The sequence below is a fragment of the Bacillus sp. FSL K6-2839 genome (assembly GCF_038003365.1).
Lineage (GTDB): Bacteria > Bacillota > Bacilli > Bacillales > Bacillaceae > Bacillus.
Genome location: NZ_JBBOOZ010000001.1, coordinates 229464 through 245479 on the forward strand (window position 1 = coordinate 229464; position 16016 = coordinate 245479).

Annotated in this window: 14 protein-coding genes, 2 pseudogenes, 2 riboswitches and 1 other annotated feature; of the genes and pseudogenes, 8 read left to right on the plus strand and 8 right to left on the minus strand. The window is 38.4% G+C overall.

The window, feature by feature from the left end:
- Positions 1-126: 126 nt before the first annotated feature.
- Positions 127-1668, plus strand: a complete 1542-nt coding sequence (gene guaA, locus MHH26_RS01050) for a glutamine-hydrolyzing GMP synthase (protein ID WP_060595666.1) — start codon at positions 127-129, stop codon at positions 1666-1668.
- 38 nt (positions 1669-1706) lie between these two features.
- Here guaA and MHH26_RS01055 read toward each other — a convergent pair.
- The 5 genes and pseudogenes from MHH26_RS01055 to MHH26_RS01075 all read right to left on the minus strand — a co-directional run.
- A pseudogene (locus MHH26_RS01055) lies at positions 1707-1835 on the minus strand (site-specific integrase); the annotation flags it as partial.
- A 218-nt stretch (positions 1836-2053) separates the two neighbouring features.
- Entirely contained in the window at positions 2054-2527 is a 474-nt protein-coding gene (locus MHH26_RS01060; RefSeq protein WP_340971838.1) for a YbaK/EbsC family protein, read from the minus strand.
- A 165-nt stretch (positions 2528-2692) separates the two neighbouring features.
- The gene (locus tag MHH26_RS01065) at positions 2693-3748 is read right to left on the minus strand and encodes an AraC family transcriptional regulator (protein WP_340971841.1); all 1056 of its coding nucleotides are present in this window, start codon (positions 3746-3748) and stop codon (positions 2693-2695) included.
- Complete coding sequence (locus tag MHH26_RS01070; protein WP_340971844.1) at positions 3749-5410, minus strand: 2-isopropylmalate synthase; 1662 nt, start codon at positions 5408-5410, stop codon at positions 3749-3751.
- 56 nt (positions 5411-5466) lie between these two features.
- Positions 5467-5731, minus strand: a binding site (T-box leader).
- 243 nt (positions 5732-5974) lie between these two features.
- Positions 5975-6862, minus strand: coding sequence for an AraC family transcriptional regulator (locus MHH26_RS01075; protein WP_340971846.1), 888 nt, complete (start codon positions 6860-6862; stop codon positions 5975-5977).
- 104 nt (positions 6863-6966) lie between these two features.
- Between MHH26_RS01075 and MHH26_RS19190 the strand changes: the two are divergent.
- Both MHH26_RS19190 and MHH26_RS01080 read left to right on the plus strand, forming a co-directional pair.
- A pseudogene (locus MHH26_RS19190) lies at positions 6967-7044 on the plus strand (hypothetical protein); the annotation flags it as partial.
- A 109-nt stretch (positions 7045-7153) separates the two neighbouring features.
- Entirely contained in the window at positions 7154-8392 is a 1239-nt protein-coding gene (locus MHH26_RS01080) for a hypothetical protein (RefSeq protein ID WP_034664809.1), read from the plus strand.
- A 498-nt stretch (positions 8393-8890) separates the two neighbouring features.
- Here the strand turns inward: MHH26_RS01080 and MHH26_RS01085 are convergent, their stop codons facing one another.
- The 3 genes from MHH26_RS01085 to MHH26_RS01095 all read right to left on the minus strand — a co-directional run bounded on the left by MHH26_RS01085 (position 8891) and on the right by MHH26_RS01095 (position 11100).
- The gene (locus MHH26_RS01085) at positions 8891-9457 is read right to left on the minus strand and encodes a GNAT family N-acetyltransferase (protein WP_340971849.1); all 567 of its coding nucleotides are present in this window, start codon (positions 9455-9457) and stop codon (positions 8891-8893) included.
- Between the two features lie 4 nt (positions 9458-9461).
- Positions 9462-9647, minus strand: a complete 186-nt coding sequence (locus MHH26_RS01090) for a Fe3+ hydroxamate ABC transporter substrate-binding protein (RefSeq protein WP_117729081.1) — start codon at positions 9645-9647, stop codon at positions 9462-9464.
- Between the two features lie 265 nt (positions 9648-9912).
- Positions 9913-11100: an MFS transporter gene (locus tag MHH26_RS01095; RefSeq protein WP_340971852.1), complete on the minus strand. Its 1188-nt coding sequence runs from the start codon at positions 11098-11100 to the stop codon at positions 9913-9915.
- 101 nt (positions 11101-11201) lie between these two features.
- On the opposite strand from MHH26_RS01095, the gene MHH26_RS01100 reads away from it, so the two are divergent.
- The 5 genes from MHH26_RS01100 (at position 11202) to MHH26_RS01120 (ending at position 15760) form a co-directional block, all read left to right on the plus strand.
- Positions 11202-12098, plus strand: a complete 897-nt coding sequence (locus MHH26_RS01100) for a LysR family transcriptional regulator (protein ID WP_340971855.1) — start codon at positions 11202-11204, stop codon at positions 12096-12098.
- Positions 12099-12213: 115 nt separating this feature from the next.
- Positions 12214-12315: riboswitch (purine riboswitch) on the plus strand.
- A gap of 145 nt (positions 12316-12460) precedes the next feature.
- The gene (locus tag MHH26_RS01105; RefSeq protein ID WP_034664933.1) at positions 12461-13786 is read left to right on the plus strand and encodes an NCS2 family permease; all 1326 of its coding nucleotides are present in this window, start codon (positions 12461-12463) and stop codon (positions 13784-13786) included.
- Positions 13787-14005: 219 nt separating this feature from the next.
- On the plus strand, positions 14006-14806 hold the full coding sequence (locus tag MHH26_RS01110) for a hypothetical protein (RefSeq protein WP_275718550.1): 801 nt from the start codon (positions 14006-14008) through the stop codon (positions 14804-14806).
- A 202-nt stretch (positions 14807-15008) separates the two neighbouring features.
- Positions 15009-15563, plus strand: coding sequence for a DUF2179 domain-containing protein (locus tag MHH26_RS01115; RefSeq protein WP_024424505.1), 555 nt, complete (start codon positions 15009-15011; stop codon positions 15561-15563).
- Positions 15560-15760 carry an NETI motif-containing protein gene (locus MHH26_RS01120; protein ID WP_012009137.1) on the plus strand — a complete coding sequence of 67 codons (201 nt, stop codon included), beginning with the start codon at positions 15560-15562 and terminating at the stop codon, positions 15758-15760. The genes MHH26_RS01115 and MHH26_RS01120 overlap by 4 nt, the downstream gene beginning before the upstream one ends.
- A 79-nt stretch (positions 15761-15839) precedes the next feature.
- A riboswitch (purine riboswitch) is annotated at positions 15840-15941 on the plus strand.
- Positions 15942-16016: the final 75 nt, after the last annotated feature.

Consider the following 16016-nt stretch of genomic DNA (forward strand, 5'->3'; position numbering starts at 1 on the left):
TGAAATTGAAGCGTTCGGATGTGAGTCTGGGCGCTTCAAAAGCGTGATTCACACTGAGAGCAGGTTTTCTCCTCTCATTTTTTCTGTGCGTTTATAAAAAACTATATTGGACATAGAGGTGACACCATGACAAATTTAGTAAATGAAATGATTTTGGTTCTAGATTTCGGCAGTCAGTACAATCAGCTGATCACACGCCGTATTCGTGAATTTGGTGTGTACAGTGAGCTTCATCCGCACACTTTAACTGCTGAAGAAATTAAAGAAATGGCGCCTAAAGGAATCATCCTTTCTGGCGGACCAAACAGTGTTTATGATGAAGGATCTTTCCGCTGTGATGAAAAGATTTTTGATCTAGACATTCCGGTTCTAGGCATTTGCTACGGCATGCAGCTCATGACTCACTATTTAGGCGGGAAAGTAGAAGCGGCAAGCCAGCGTGAATATGGAAAAGCAGATATCCACATTAATGGAACGCCTGCTTTATTCAAAGATCTTCCGACTGATCAAGTCGTTTGGATGAGCCATGGTGACCTCGTTGTTGAAGTACCAGAAGGCTTTACAGTTGATGCAACAAGTGCACATTGTCCAAACTCAGCGATGAGCTTAGCTGAGAAGAATTTCTATGGTGTTCAGTTCCACCCAGAGGTTCGTCACTCTGAGTACGGAAATGACCTATTGAAAAACTTTGTCTTTGGCGTGTGTGACTGCGATGGCAAATGGTCAATGGAGAACTTCATTGAAATCGAAATGCAGAAAATCCGTGAAACAGTAGGCGACAAACAAGTATTGTGCGCATTAAGCGGCGGTGTGGATTCATCTGTTGTGGCGGTATTGATCCACAAAGCCATCGGCGATCAGCTGACATGTATTTTCGTTGACCACGGTCTTCTTCGCAAAGGCGAAGCAGAAGGGGTTATGAAGACATTTAGCGAAGGTTTCAACATGAACGTGATTAAAGTAGATGCGAAAGATCGTTTCTTAAATAAGCTAAAAGGTGTATCTGATCCTGAGCAAAAACGTAAAATCATCGGTAACGAATTCATCTATGTATTCGATGATGAATCGGACAAGCTAAAAGGAATCGACTACTTAGCACAAGGAACGCTTTACACAGATATCATTGAGAGCGGAACAGCAACGGCACAAACAATCAAATCTCACCACAACGTAGGCGGTCTTCCAGAAGACATGCAGTTCGAATTGATTGAGCCTTTGAATACGCTATTCAAGGATGAAGTCCGTGCCCTAGGTTCAGAGCTGGGCATTCCTGACGACATCGTCTGGAGACAGCCATTCCCAGGTCCAGGACTAGGTATCCGTGTACTAGGTGAAATTTCTGAAGAAAAACTAGAAATCGTCCGTGAATCGGATGCGATTCTACGCGAAGAAATTGCCAACTTCGGTCTTGAGCGCGATATCTGGCAATACTTCACGGTTCTCCCAGACATCCGCAGCGTAGGTGTCATGGGTGACGCAAGAACATATGACTACACAATCGGCATCCGTGCTGTTACATCTATTGATGGTATGACGAGTGATTGGGCAAGAATCCCTTGGGACGTGCTTGAAAAGATCTCAACTCGTATCGTGAATGAAGTGAAGCATATTAACCGTGTGGTGTATGATATTACGAGTAAGCCGCCTGCTACGATTGAGTGGGAATAGTTATAATAGAGCTAGAAACCTTTGTGTATCAAGGGTTTTTAGCTCTTTTTTATTTGTTTCTGCTTTTCTAAATAGTCCACAGTAAATTGATTTTTAGGGGAGGCATCATAGTCTTGCTTTGTCTCCTTAAAGGAGATGATCCCATTTCATTTGTTATCTACTTCAAAATAAAGAGCTACTGCTTATGGAAGCTTAGCTAATGGTATCAAAGAAGCGAAAACTATAAAAAAAAGAATAAACTTTATTAAAAAAAGAGCTGATAAGATGAGATATATCAAACTCAAATTATTGGCTCTGCGTATTTGCGTCTAGCTCTTGGATTATAGTTATGCTTATTATTAAATCTGTGAATTCCACTATATTTTTCTTCCGTTTTAAGTGTTAATTAATCATTCCATCCCTTACACACATCAATCCATTGTGAATAACCGGAGTATTTTTCTAATTGTTTTATTGTTAGTTCAATAGCACTTTTACTGCTCCCGCAGGCTGGATAGACTGTCTCAAAACGTTTTAGTGACATATCTAAATAAACAGAAACGCCATTCTTTATAGCAAAAGGACATACTCCGCCAATTTCATGGCCGACCAAGTCAACGACCTCATTAGGAGAAAGCATTTTAGCTTTTGTTTTAAAATATTCCTTGAATTTTTTGTTATCAACTTTTGCATCGCCAGAGGTAACAACTAAAATAGCTTGTCCATTTACTAGAAAGGAGAGTGTTTTTGCGATTCTTTCAGGTTCGCAGCCCAATGCAGAAGCAGCTAAGTCTACGGTTGCACTAGATACTGAAAATTCCTGAATTCGATGATCCATATCATATTGTTTAAAATAATCTTTTACTTTCTTGATCGACATGATGATTTCTCCTTTTTATTAGTATTGATTTGACATTTTCTTGATTTTAAAATTGTCCTTTTAAGATAAGCGTCATTCATTCTGTTAATTCTAAAGCAATCTTTTCTTTTTCAAAGTAACAAGTACAGTCTCTCCAGTACTAATACAATAGCGGCATTATGATCATTATCTATTATTTAAACGATATTGATGTGGTGTTACGTAATACTTTTTCTTAAATAAACGAATGAAATGCTCTACATTTTGATAACCAACGGCTGCCGCAATATCATCTATTTGTAAATGGCTACCAGTGATCATTTCGCAGGCTTTTTCCAATCTTATTTCTTGTCGAATCTCAAGAAATGATTTGCCAAGCTTACGAGCTATATATTTTGACAGATAAGATTGTGAAAGGTTAAATTCCTCTGCCATCTCCTGGATTGTTATATGCTCACAACATTGCTGAATATATTGGAGCATTTGAATAATACGTATATCACTATATTGTTTGACCTGATTTACGTTCATATGACTTGGTTTGAATCTTAATAAGAGACATAATAATATCTCAAACAAATTATTCATAATCAACTGGTAACCATGAAACCGATTGTGATTTTCTGTAAATAGTTGAAGAGAGCAGTCTAGCAAATTATTATCCAAGCGACTATGGAAAATAAGAATATTTTTATTTTCTTTTATATACAATGCATTCAAAAAGAACTCTGAAATGACATGATTGCCTTTTAACATTTTAAAAAACACTTTTTGAAAAGTACTTTTACGGATCATGATTTGGATTGCGATTGTATTCTCCATTACAATTGGCTTGTGTATTGTGTCAGGTGGAATAAAGGCAATATCTCCTGATTTTAAGGTCAATTTTTTATCTTCCACTTCTAAATACATCTCATTTTCCAGAACATAGATCATCTCAAAGAAATCATGGATAGCCGCCAATTGAGGCATAAAACGGCTATACTTTCTCACTTCGATATCATTCTCCTGACCTAACCACATGGTATCCTCTTTTTCAAATTCGTTCTGCCCTTTTAGCAAAAATTCTTCTATATATATTTGCTTATGCATTAAATTGTTTTTATCATAATCCTTCAAAAATAATTGCAATGATTGATTGTCATGCTTTTTCTGTTGGTATTGTTGATAAAAGATTTCTTGCTCGTTATATTCTCTTAAATATTGCATCGCTTCATGTTTTTCAAGTTTATCTTTTTCCATCTACATCCAAACCTCTAGTCTATTTACTGCAACCACCAGGGCCTTCACTGTTGCTTCTATAATATCTTTATCAATTCCAGCACCCCAATGCATTTTTCCTTGATATGAAATTCCAATCTGTGCACAGGCTTTTGCTTGAGAATCCTTGCCCAAAGAATTCTGTTCATAGACTTCCAAAACATACTCGAGATTAAAATATGCTTTTAACGCATTACTGATTGCATCTAAACTTCCAGTGCCAGTTCCTTGTATTTCAATTTGTTGATGATCTCTCAGCAAAGTTAAAGTGACTTCCTGCTTCTCTCCTTTATTAAATTGATAATCAAGCAGCTGGAAATGAGGGTGAAAATCAACATACTGTTCTTCAAAAACATGATATATTTCTTCGACAGACAATTCCCTATTTGTCTGATCAGATACTTTCTTCGCTTCATATCCCATGGCTTCATTCATTTTATAAGGAAGTTGAATGCCATAATTTGTTTCTAGTATATAGCCTATGCCGCCTTTTCCAGACTGGCTATTGATTCGAATCACATCAGTTTGATAATTCCTCCCCAAGTCAATTGGATCTACTGGGATATACGGAACGTCCCATTTATCAATATTATTTTCCTTTCTATATTTCATACCTTTAGATATAGCATCTTGATGTGACCCAGAGAATGCGGTGAAAACCATCTCCCCAGAATATGGCTGTCTCTCATGAACAGTAATTTTGGTTAGTTTTTCATATTTTTTACGAATAGCTTCTAGGTTATTGAAATTCAATTTTGGATCATAACCTTGTGAATACATATTCATCGCCAAGGTGATCAAGTCTACGTTCCCTGTACGTTCACCGATACCAAATAATGTACCTTCGACTCTTTCTGCGCCAGCTAGAACACCAAATTCTGCATCACTCACCCCAGAGCCACGGTCATTATGAGGATGAACAGATAATGTCACACTGTCTCGGTAAGACAGATTTTTGTGTATGTACTCAATCTGACTTGCAAAGATATGAGGCATTGAATATTCAACTGTTGTCGGAATATTGATGATAGCTTTATGATTTGGTGTCGGTTTCCAAATATCTAAAACACTCTTACAAATATCTAACGCATAATCAACTTCTGTTCCTGGAAAGCTTTCAGGACTATATTGAAAATAAATATCGCTTTTTGTTTTTTCGGCAAGTTCTTTTACTAAAATAGCTCCATCAATTGCAATTTGTTTAATTTCATCTTTGGTTTTCTTAAATACTTGTCTGCGCTGCGCTTCTGAAGTCGAATTATATAAATGAACAATCGCTTTCGGTACCCCCTTAATTGCTTCGAAGGTTCGGCGGATAATATGCTCTCTCGCTTGCGTGATCACCATAATCGTTACATCGTCTGGAATCATATGATGATCAATCAGTATCCGTAATAGCCTAAACTCCGTATCAGAAGCAGCTGGAAATGCGATTTCAATTTCTTTAAAACCTATCTCTACTAGTAACTGGAACATTTCCAATTTTTCTTCTAAGTTCATAGGAATAGGTAATGCTTGATTTCCATCCCGTAAATCCACACTGCACCATATCGGAGCACTTTCTAATGTTTCTTTCTTTACCCAATCATAAGTAAGGTTCGGTGGCAAAAAGTATTTCTTTTCGTATTTTTTGTGGTTAAACATCATCGATTCCTCCTGTAATTGGAATATAAAAAAAGCCTATCATCTCCAAGATTTAACTTGGAGACGAAAGACTTCTTCTTACGCGGTACCACCCCTGTTTCATGATAACCATACATTATCATGCCCTTATTCGGATACAGATTGTTATATCTTATATCCTTCCCATATAACGGTGGGGTGCCGACCTTAACTACATCAATCCTTTTCATTTCACTAAGGCTACTCTAAGGCGAGTTCCCTGCCTTTTTGTTATTGCTTCTCATCAACCAGCAACTTTCTGAAAACATTTCGGCAAGTACTATTCCTTATCATCGCATTCTAATTTTTCTGATTTTTTCTATTATACCAAGTCTACAAAAAAGAGATAGTGATAGGGATATCCTTTTCAATTGATTTTTTTTGTTCTATGGGTGTCTTATCTTCATTTTACTTCTGTTTTAATTTGGTATTCTCTTCACCAAATAAAAATCCAAAGCACCAAATAAAGGTGAGTGAATTAACAGCGTACAATAAAATCGCACCAATCTTTTTCATGGCAATCAACTTCCTCCTAACTTTAGTCTGCTAGCCTTCAAAATTTAAATTCACTGGTGCATCCTCTAAATTATCCACAGTATTTTGTTCTGTCACTGGCACACTTTCATCTACAATTTTAAAACTAAGTTCGTCCATCCAAATTTGACCTGGACCTTGAAGTAATATGCCAAACGCAATGACTTCACTTTTTACTGGAACATCTAGTACTACACTAAAATGATTCCATCCGTTTGTTCCTGTAATGGGGCGGTTCATCATGTTGTCAAACGCTAGAACTTCACCTGAAGAATGGTCAATCCTCATCCATAAACCAGCTGAACCTTTCACATCTTCGCTTTTAACAAAAGCAGAAAATTGAAGGCGTTCTCCACGGTAACGATCAGACTTAATTTGCTGCATTAAGGTCGCGAATCCTCGTGCTTTTTCATCCTTTGATTTCAGGTAAGCTGAGGTAGTACCATTGTGTACAATTCTGTCATCTAAACCTGTTTCATAATCAGATGGTGTTTCTCCTGTCATAATCCAGCCAGTAGGTGTGTTCTTATTTGCAGCCATATTCGTTTCCTCCTTATCAATGACATTCCTTAGTAATCTCCGATAACGTGCTGGTGACATGTCATATATCTTCTTAAAGGCTCTAGTGAAGGATTCCTGTGAACCAAAACGGTACTGCAATGCGATATCAATCGCCCTTTGGTCCGTATGAATTAAATCCTTCGCCGCTTGGGTCATTCGACGTTCCCGGATATAATCAACAACTGACTTTTTAATCACTTTCTTGAACATACGGTGAAAATGAAACCTAGAATAACCAGCGTGTTTCGCTAGAGTTTGAAGCGGTAAATCGTCTTTCAAATGTTGTTCAATATAATGTAATGTTTCTTGAATCGTTCTCTCATGTTCTTGATAGGACAACCGAGCACCTCCTTGCCTTACGAGTTTAGTATAGCGGAAATCATCTTTTAGAAACTTGACTTTTTGTGCTATGTTGCAATTTTAGAACTGACCTTTTAGTCGTGGGTTCAGGACTAGGTATCCGCGTACTGGGTGGAATTTCTGAAGAAGAACTTGAAATCGTACGGGAAGCGGATGCGATTTACACTAAGAAATCTTTCTTGAACATAAAAAAGAGTAGTCGATAAAATAAATGGAGAAGTATTTACTTTTTGCTTTATATTTTAATTAGTATTAGTAGGAGGAATTTATATGAAAAGAGAAAGTAGAGCTGGAAATTCATTCAATACATTAATTCTTTTTATTTATTTGTGTATACTAATTTTTTTATTGTCAAAAAAATTGTATTTGTTGTCTAGTATTTATGTTGTATTAATTAGTTTATGGCTAATTTGGGTGAATAGAAAACCCATTACTAGAAACATCAATACTCTCTTTGTTGAGCTGAAAAAGTTAAATCAATTAAAATATTATTATATTACAGATGATAATAAATATATTGATTTAGAGAAGAGACAGTATATCTTTAATTTATTCCGTGATGCAGCGGTGGGGACATTTTTTATTTCATTAGTTAACATCATAGCAATACGAAGTTTACTTGAACATTTTTTAGGTAAATCAGAAATTGTGAATTTATTCACTATCATCAGCATCAGTTTTGTATTAATTATTGGTTATGGGGGTATAATAGCAGGTTTAGTTTATAAATATACAACAGCTACATATGTTTTGATACCAATTATTAATGCTTTCATCTACTTTTTCTTTTTGCATCCAATAATTAATTCTTTACCTTATTTCGTTGGATTTTTGACTTACTTATTTACTACAGTGATACTGTATTCTGCGTTAACATATGCTTTTCCAGTTCATATTTTAAGGAAATTAAATGGAAAGACAGTATTAATTAGTTCATTTACAACAATTTCAGCTGCACTGTTAAGTCCAATTTTGTTGTTCTATTTTTCTAGTTATATCAAATCCGGAAAATATTTATTAACTATTGAAACTGTAAAAAAAGAGACTGACATCTCGGATACATTAAAAAACATTATTTTGGATAATCCTGATCTAGTAGATGTGATTAATCACTTTTTGTTGAAAGAAGTTTCGAGTCAGTTGACTTCAATGATAAGTTTAGGAATAACTGCATTTACAATATCTTATATTATAGGTGGTTTATTAATTAATAGAAAAATAACGAAAAATAAATTGAAAGCAAAATCTATTTATAGAAAATTAATTAAAGAAGAATACCCAATGGAATATAAGAATTTAGTTGCTTGCTCGTATTACGGCGGAGAAGATTATGAAAACCTTTTATTAAATAATGATATAACTTCAAAAATAATCAAAGATAACGAGGTTAAATTAGATATTCCAAATTATTCAATAAAAACACAGTTTACAGCTTGGTTGAAAAGAAAAATAATTGTATACTCTATTTTCTCCTCATATAAAAAAATATTTAGTGAATTAAGGAAGTAGTTCAAAATCACTTGAAGTTACAAAAATAGTTCTTGAAATCTCCCAATGACGCCCTTTTTCTTGACTCTAGTGATTCTCCAAGCTGTTGAATCACACTCCTCGAACCGATGACAAGAACTACTTTATATTTCTGATTGATATGAACGTGTATGTTTTGCTACTGGTTTATTTCTCGATTATTTACTTATATAGGTTACATGCCATTCAGTATTGGAGACATTTGTTACTTTAGGGTTTTATCATTCTATAGACACTTTTTATATATAAAATTTCGTTGTAATAGCACTTTAGCACACCTTTCTTCTCCGAATCTTTCCGAGGGAGAAAGGGTGCTGAATGTTCAATTTGCTAGACAAGTTTTCAATATATGGGTTTAGCTCGTAAATGTGACGGAGCATATTCGGGTTGTGATTTTGAATGAAAAAAGTATTTGTTTTTCCTTGGTCCGTTATGACTTTATATAGTATGATCAAATGAATATGCAAGACTTAATGAATTCTATTTTGTTTCAAAATCCCTCTTCAAAATCGAATACATAAGCACATCATCAAACCCATGTTGACCAAGATCATACTCTCTCAATAAACCCTCTCGTACAAAATCAAAGTTCTCCAATAATTGAACAGAAGACGTATTTGCTGGATCAATGATGGCTTCTATTCGATTCAGGTTCATCTCCTGAAACCCATATCGCAACACCGCAGCAATCGCCTCGCTCATAATGCCTTTTCTCCAATGACCCTGATGCAATTCATAGCCAATTTCCGTACGGCAGTGTTGTTTTTCTAGATTGAGAAACCCACAGCTGCCGATGATCGCAGGATCATCTTTTAAAGAAATGCCCCACCGGATGCCTGTTTGTTCTTTGAAGATATCGTCATACCACTTGATTTCTCCTTTTGTGTCTTCGATGGTTTCATGTGCATCAATGCCCATGTAGCGGCACACGGTTTCATTGGATAAATAGATGTGCATGTCCTCAGCATCTGCGATCGTTGCTTGTTTTAAGATCAGTCTTTCGGTATGTATTGTTGGAAATGTTTGTGGAAAGGTGATTTTGTTCATTTGGTTATCCTCCATGCGATGTCTTTTGTTCTGTACATGCCTTACAATAAAAAACCCCTTCATTTCTCAGCCAAGCCTTCACCTCTGTCATTCCTTTTCTCTTTGGATAGACCAGCTTGACGTACACTTCTTCGTTTCCTTCTATCTTTTTCTGACAGCTAGCACACGCGGGTTCTTCGAATCGAAACAATCGACATACTCCTTTTTGTAGATATTTCTTCCATTATATCAAAAGTTCAAGTTGATCTTTTGAATCCATTCTTCACTTTTTCTATTTTTGTCCGACATATGCTAAGTAAAAGAAATTTCCATTTGTTGAAACCGTTTGAGAGAAAGCTTGCTCTAACAGGTGTAGGAGGTTGAGTGAGATGAAGCAAGTGCGTCTAATTAAAAAAGCACAAAAAGGGAATGTCCCGGCATCAAAAGCTAGTCGATAAATAAGAGAGCGAACATGGTTATACATGTTCGCTTTTTGTCTGTTGACGCATCAGTCGATTACGATTGAACGAATACCGAATCAACATCAACGCAACAAAACTGGCTAAACCGCCAATCCAGCTTAAGTTCGTGACATTTGTATATTGAATCATCACACCGCCGATTGACGATCCGAGCATCATGCCAATATTCATAATCGCTGTATTAAAGCTCAGCACGGTTTCTGATGCTTGGGGTTTTAGAGAGATGAGGTAAAACTGCTTTGCTGGCGTTGTCGTCCATGTTGCGATGCCCCATATGGCTAGTGTGATCAAGACGCTAATTGTAGAGAATTGTGTGAAAAATAAGGCGAAGAGAGCGAGCATCTGGATCATGATGCTGATCGAGATGGTTCGGTTTGGTCCCCATTGATCAACGGCGAAGCCGCCAAATCGTGAGCCAATAAAAGCAGCGATTCCTAAAATGAGTAAGGCGATACTTGTCATTTCAAGAGAAAAGCCAGCGGTCTGTCGTAATAAAGGCGAGATATAAGCGAATACCATTGTGTAGCCTAAGATCCAAAAGACGGTCGTGGCTAAGCCGCTGATCACCCTGCTATCTTGAAGGAGATGTAATTGTTGCTTCAATGGCAGATGTGAATGTCCCTCCATGGGTGGCAGTAATTGATAAAGCAGTAATAAAAGACAAGCAGTACCTAGTGCAATGATGAGAAAAATATAGTGCCAATCCACATGACCTGATAAAAATGTGCCAATAGGGACACCAAGTACGAGTGAAATGGTAAAACCAGTAATGACCGTTGCCATCGCGCTTCCCTTTTTTTCTGGAGGGGCGATCTGCGCTGCATAATTCGTGGCGACGACAATATATAAGCCGCCACTCATCGCCATGATAATTCGGGATAGCAGGAGCAGCACAAAGTGATGGCTAAAAAAGGCGACCACATTGCCTAAAATAAACACAAAAATAGCCGATAACAGAACCTTTTTTCGGTTCAATTTCGATGTTGCCATGACTAAAAAGAGAGCGCCTACTGCATAAAATAGAGAGTAAACGGTGATAAGCTGCCCGGCAGCAGGAATGGAGATGTGTAAATCAACTGCAATTATATCTAGAATGCCAGACACGACGAATTCTGAAGTGCCTGTGACAAATGAACCGACAGCTAAAAGAATAATCAATAGCTGATGAGATGTGTTTTTCATTTTTGAACCCTTCCTTCATTTTGATACGTTGTATTTAGTTTAAATTCCGTGCTAACATAAGTAAAATTGATGTTTTTCATGAAGGAGATGAGTGAATACTCATGAGCTTTGTTCGCTTTGATATTATTGCAAAAGTGGTCGAGCTTGGCAGTTTTACCGCAGCAGCTGAAGCATTAAATATGACGCAGTCCGCGGTCAGTCATGCGGTGGCAAGTTTAGAAACGGAGTGGGATGTGTCTTTATTCATTCGCGACCGAAAAAAGGGCATTATGCTGACAGACATCGGTCAAACCCTTCTCCCGCATATTAGAGAAGTGTTAAATAGGGTGGAGAAGATTCAGCAGGAAATTGCGTTAACGAAAAATATCGAAACGGGCTTGATTCGTATCGGAACATTTGCCAGTGCATCTGCTTGTTTATTGCCTAAGCTGCTTGTGAGCTATCAGAAAAAGCATCCGAAAATCGAATTTAAATTTTATGAGGGAACGTATGAAGAAATATTAGAGTGGCTGGACTCTGGCATCATTGATGTTGGTTTTGTTGTGAAAGGCCATGCAGATGAAGCCTTCGACTTGCTGCCGCTGATCAAAGATGAGATGGTGGTCGCCTATCATCCAAATCATCGATTTCACCGGCAGTCCATTGTAGATATCACAGATTTGGCGGATGAACCGTTTATTATGCCGACTGGCATGTATCAATCACATGTAGAGGATATTTTTGCTGAGGCTCAATTGAAGCCAGCTACTTTATTTGAAGTACACGATTGTACGACCATTGCTCGTATGGTTGGGGAAGGGCTTGGTGTCACAATAGGTCCTGAGCTGTTTTTAAAAACGCAGCAGCTTGTGCACATTCGACAGTTGAATGTCTCTCATCACCGCGAGGTTTCGCTCGCCTGTCCTTCTCTCTCCCAAGCTTCTCCGGCAGTGAAAGAGTTTTTCCATGTGGCCGAAACGGTTTTTGTAAAAGAGAAGGATTTAGAGAAGGGTGTATAAAGAACTAGATGTGATTTTCCAAATTCGTGTAATAAGACGAATGAAGCGGACATTTCTTTGAAAATTGTTCGCTTTTCGTATTGTGTTTTAAAAATGAAGTTGGTACAATAGACACAGAAATCAAATAGATAGAAGTCGTATAATCGCGGGGATATGGCCCGCAAGTTTCTACCAAGCTACCGTAAATGGCTTGACTACGTCAATTCACACTCGTTTGATATAAATCATGCATTGTTCTTGTTTTATGTCACGGTCTGAATTCACACTTGTAGTCAAGCGTCCCAAAACTGTTGGGGCGTTTTTTATTTGACTTGTGAATGGGACAGACTAAAGCAAAAGGACATGAAGGGAGTCAGTTGGCTTTGAAACAGTTTTTTCAGTTTGATGAGTTAGGAACGAATTACCGCAGAGAAATCATCGGTGGTTTAACCACATTTTTGTCGATGGCTTACATTTTGTTTGTCAATCCGATCACACTTGCTTTAGTGTCTGTACCGGATTTTCCAGATAAATTACGAATTGATCAGGGCGCTGTCTTTACAGCGACGGCGTTAGCCTCTGCCGCAGGGTGTATTCTGATGGGGTTGATTGCCAGGTATCCGATTGCAATTGCACCAGGTATGGGTTTGAATGCCTTCTTCGCCTTCTCGGTTGTTCTTGGCATGGGCATCACATGGGAAGCAGCACTTTCTGGTGTGTTTGTTTCAGGATTGATCTTTGTTGCCCTTTCTTTAACAGGTTTCCGTGAAAAAATCATCAATGCCATTCCGGCTGAGCTGAAGCTGGCGGTTGGTGCGGGTATTGGCTTGTTCATTACGTTTGTCGGTCTGCAAGGCTCTGGCATTATCGCCAATAATGATAATACGCTCGTTTCGATTGGAAACATTCACAGTGGTCCTGTCTTATTAACGGTGTTTGGTATCGTTGTGACCGTCATTTTAATGGTTCTTCGAGTGAATGCAGGTGTCTTCATCGGGATGCTTGTGACAGCTATTGCAGGAATGATTGTTGGTCTTGTCCCAGTACCGACGCAAATTGTGGGAAGTATTCCAAGCTTATCTCCAACCTTTGGACAAGCCTTGATTCATTTGCCAGAAATCTTCTCGATTCAAATGCTTGTCGTGATTTTAACGTTCTTATTCGTTGGGTTCTTTGATACAGCAGGAACGCTTGTGGCTGTTGCAACCCAAGCTGGTTTAATGAAAAATAATGAGCTGCCGCGTGCAGGAAGAGCACTTCTGGCGGATTCATCTTCAATCGTTGTAGGTTCTGTCCTTGGAACATCGACGACAACGTCTTATGTTGAATCCAGCTCAGGTGTAGCTGCTGGTGCGCGTTCTGGATTTGCAGCTGTCGTAACAGGTATTTTCTTCTTACTTGCGATGTTCTTCTCGCCGCTATTATCCATCGTTACATCGAATGTGACAGCACCTGCTTTAATCATTGTCGGTGCACTGATGGTCGCTCCGCTTGCGAAGATTGCCTGGGATCGTTTTGAAATTGCCGTACCAGCCTTCTTAACGATGATTATGATGCCACTCACATACAGTATTGCAACAGGGATTGCGGTCGGCTTTATTTTCTACCCGATTACGATGATCTTTAAAGGGAAAGCCAAAGAAGTACATCCGATTATGTACGGATTGTTTGTGATCTTTATTCTTTACTTTGCTTTCTTAAATCATTAATTGTTCGCCTGAAACAGCAGCTCATGGAAGCTGCTGTTTTTTTGTTTTTGTCTTATTTTCTTACCATTTTAAAACCTCTGCTGCCCTTTATCCGTCTATTCGTATGAACGTCAAGGAATCTTGACTGAACAGAGAGACTCCGCTACTTTAAGAGGAGTCATCCGAACAGGACATTCGTATGAGCCTGTTTGGATTGTGCTGGATAGGAGTTGATATGAGATGTTAGAAAAAGATCAAGAGCAAAGTACATCAGACTTAAAAAATGAAGAGCCATCAATAGATCAAGAAACGAGGCAATCCCGCCTCAGCAGAAGCGCCGCAAAACGTGGAAGAACCTCGAAAGCAAAAGCAGCAGCGGCTGATGAGCGTTCTGCCATTCAGCGTATGCTGCAAGGTGTAGGAGGCGCGTTTAAGCGCTATGGCTCATATGGACTTGCGATGTTAAAATCACCGAGTCGAGCAATCAATCAAGCGGAAACATTACGGATGAAGTACGCCTGGATTTCGATTGTGTTATGCAGCGTGTTTTTTGCTTTAGGCAACTATGTTCAATTAAAGGCGTCAAAGACCCGTTTATTAGGCTTTGGCATTCATTACTCTTTTGGTGACGCCTTTTTGAGGATAGCGGTCTTTACACTCATCCTGTTGACATTGATGATGCTTACCGTCTGGTTACTCGGAAAGTACATGCTAAAAGGAAACATATCACTGAAAGAAGTGATCATGAAGTTTGGTGCCGCCCTTGTGCCGGTTTTGGTTTTATCCATCCTTTGGCTTGTATTTGCCATGATGAATATTCCATATGTGACGGTCATTTTATCTGTGATGATGTTTTTTGGTCTCCAGTTGATTGCGGTCGTACTCTTTCGCTCGATTCAATCGGAGCATGAAGCGGTGCGCGGTGATTTGATGTATGCGGGCTGGATCTTTTTATTGGTGGAGCTTGTCATCATTGCACTACTCTGGAGCATTGTCGGAGAGTATTTGATTCCATCACTTGTTCCTGTTCGATTTGGATAAACACACTGAAAGCCTCCTTTTTTGAAAAAGGAGGCTTTCATGTTGAGAAGAGGAAAAAACGGGTAAACTCTTGGTAACAAAGACCACCTTTGTTGTCGAAAGATATATGTGTTTTTCTCGCGCAAATTTGATTGTATCAAGGTATGTTCTCTAGTAGAATATGGGGTGCTTTATTTGATTTTTAGTGCAGGGGGTTCGAATCGTGCTTCAACAACTTTTATCCAATGCGTTCACCATGGTTTTGATCATTTTAGTGATTAATATTGTCTATGTTTCTTTTTCCACTATGCGTTTGATTTTAACAATGAAAGGCAGACGGTACGCAGCTGCTTTTGCTGGTACGATTGAAATGCTTATTTATGTCATTGGGTTAAGTATCGTACTTGATAACTTAGATCAAATACAAAATGTCATTGCGTATGCGCTAGGTTATGGAATGGGGATCATTGTCGGGATGAAAATTGAAGAGAAGCTGGCACTTGGCTACACAACTGTTAACGTGATCACAAAAGAATTGGATGTCGATCTCCCAAGACAATTGAGAGAAAAAGGATATGGTGTCACCAGCTGGGTAGCAGGCGGTCTTGAAGGAGACCGGACAGCATTGCAAATTTTAACACCGAGAAAATATGAACTGCAATTATATGAAACGATTAAAACGCTGGATTCAAAGGCATTTATCATTTCGTATGAGCCCAAATCGATTCACGGCGGCTTCTGGGTGAAGGCTGTGAAGAAAAGGAGAATTAAAGAATGACCGCAAAACCAAAGAAGAAGAAATTCTATGTGGAAGACAACATGACGATTGATCAAGTGTTGTCCCAGATGGCAGCGGAAGGCTACTCGCCTGTCCGACGAATGGAGGAGCCCATTTTTCAGGAAAAGAAGGAAAATGGGTCGATTCAGATCATTCCGATTGGGAAAAAAATCGTATTTGAAGGAAAAATAGTCTAAATCCGAACATTAAAACGACGACTTCATAGATTGTTCGATAAATCCGTTGACATCATGAACATCCGTTGTTAAGATAAACATGAAATCAAAACACGAGCCTCATATAATCTTGGGAATATGGCCCATAAGTTTCTACCCAGTTACCGTAAATGACTGGACTATGCAGGATAGTGAACAAAACTGACATGGCGTTTCAAAAGCGAACAGCGCTTACCATGGCCCGGTTTGTGTTGCTTCCTAACAATGCAATGCAAAT

What these genes read in the sequence shown, in the direction of transcription:
- guaA (WP_060595666.1), top strand. Translation starts at nt 127, where the DNA reads ATGACAAATTTAGTAAATGAAATGATTTTGGTTCTAGATTTCGGCAGT.
- MHH26_RS01070 (WP_340971844.1), bottom strand. Translation starts at nt 5,410, where the DNA reads ATGTTTAACCACAAAAAATACGAAAAGAAATACTTTTTGCCACCGAAC.
- MHH26_RS01120 (WP_012009137.1), top strand. Translation starts at nt 15,560, where the DNA reads ATGACCGCAAAACCAAAGAAGAAGAAATTCTATGTGGAAGACAACATG.
- MHH26_RS01080 (WP_034664809.1), top strand. Translation starts at nt 7,154, where the DNA reads ATGAAAAGAGAAAGTAGAGCTGGAAATTCATTCAATACATTAATTCTT.
- MHH26_RS01110 (WP_275718550.1), top strand. Translation starts at nt 14,006, where the DNA reads ATGTTAGAAAAAGATCAAGAGCAAAGTACATCAGACTTAAAAAATGAA.
- MHH26_RS01060 (WP_340971838.1), bottom strand. Translation starts at nt 2,527, where the DNA reads ATGTCGATCAAGAAAGTAAAAGATTATTTTAAACAATATGATATGGAT.
- MHH26_RS01095 (WP_340971852.1), bottom strand. Translation starts at nt 11,100, where the DNA reads ATGAAAAACACATCTCATCAGCTATTGATTATTCTTTTAGCTGTCGGT.
- MHH26_RS01085 (WP_340971849.1), bottom strand. Translation starts at nt 9,457, where the DNA reads ATGAACAAAATCACCTTTCCACAAACATTTCCAACAATACATACCGAA.
- MHH26_RS01065 (WP_340971841.1), bottom strand. Translation starts at nt 3,748, where the DNA reads ATGGAAAAAGATAAACTTGAAAAACATGAAGCGATGCAATATTTAAGA.
- MHH26_RS01100 (WP_340971855.1), top strand. Translation starts at nt 11,202, where the DNA reads ATGAGCTTTGTTCGCTTTGATATTATTGCAAAAGTGGTCGAGCTTGGC.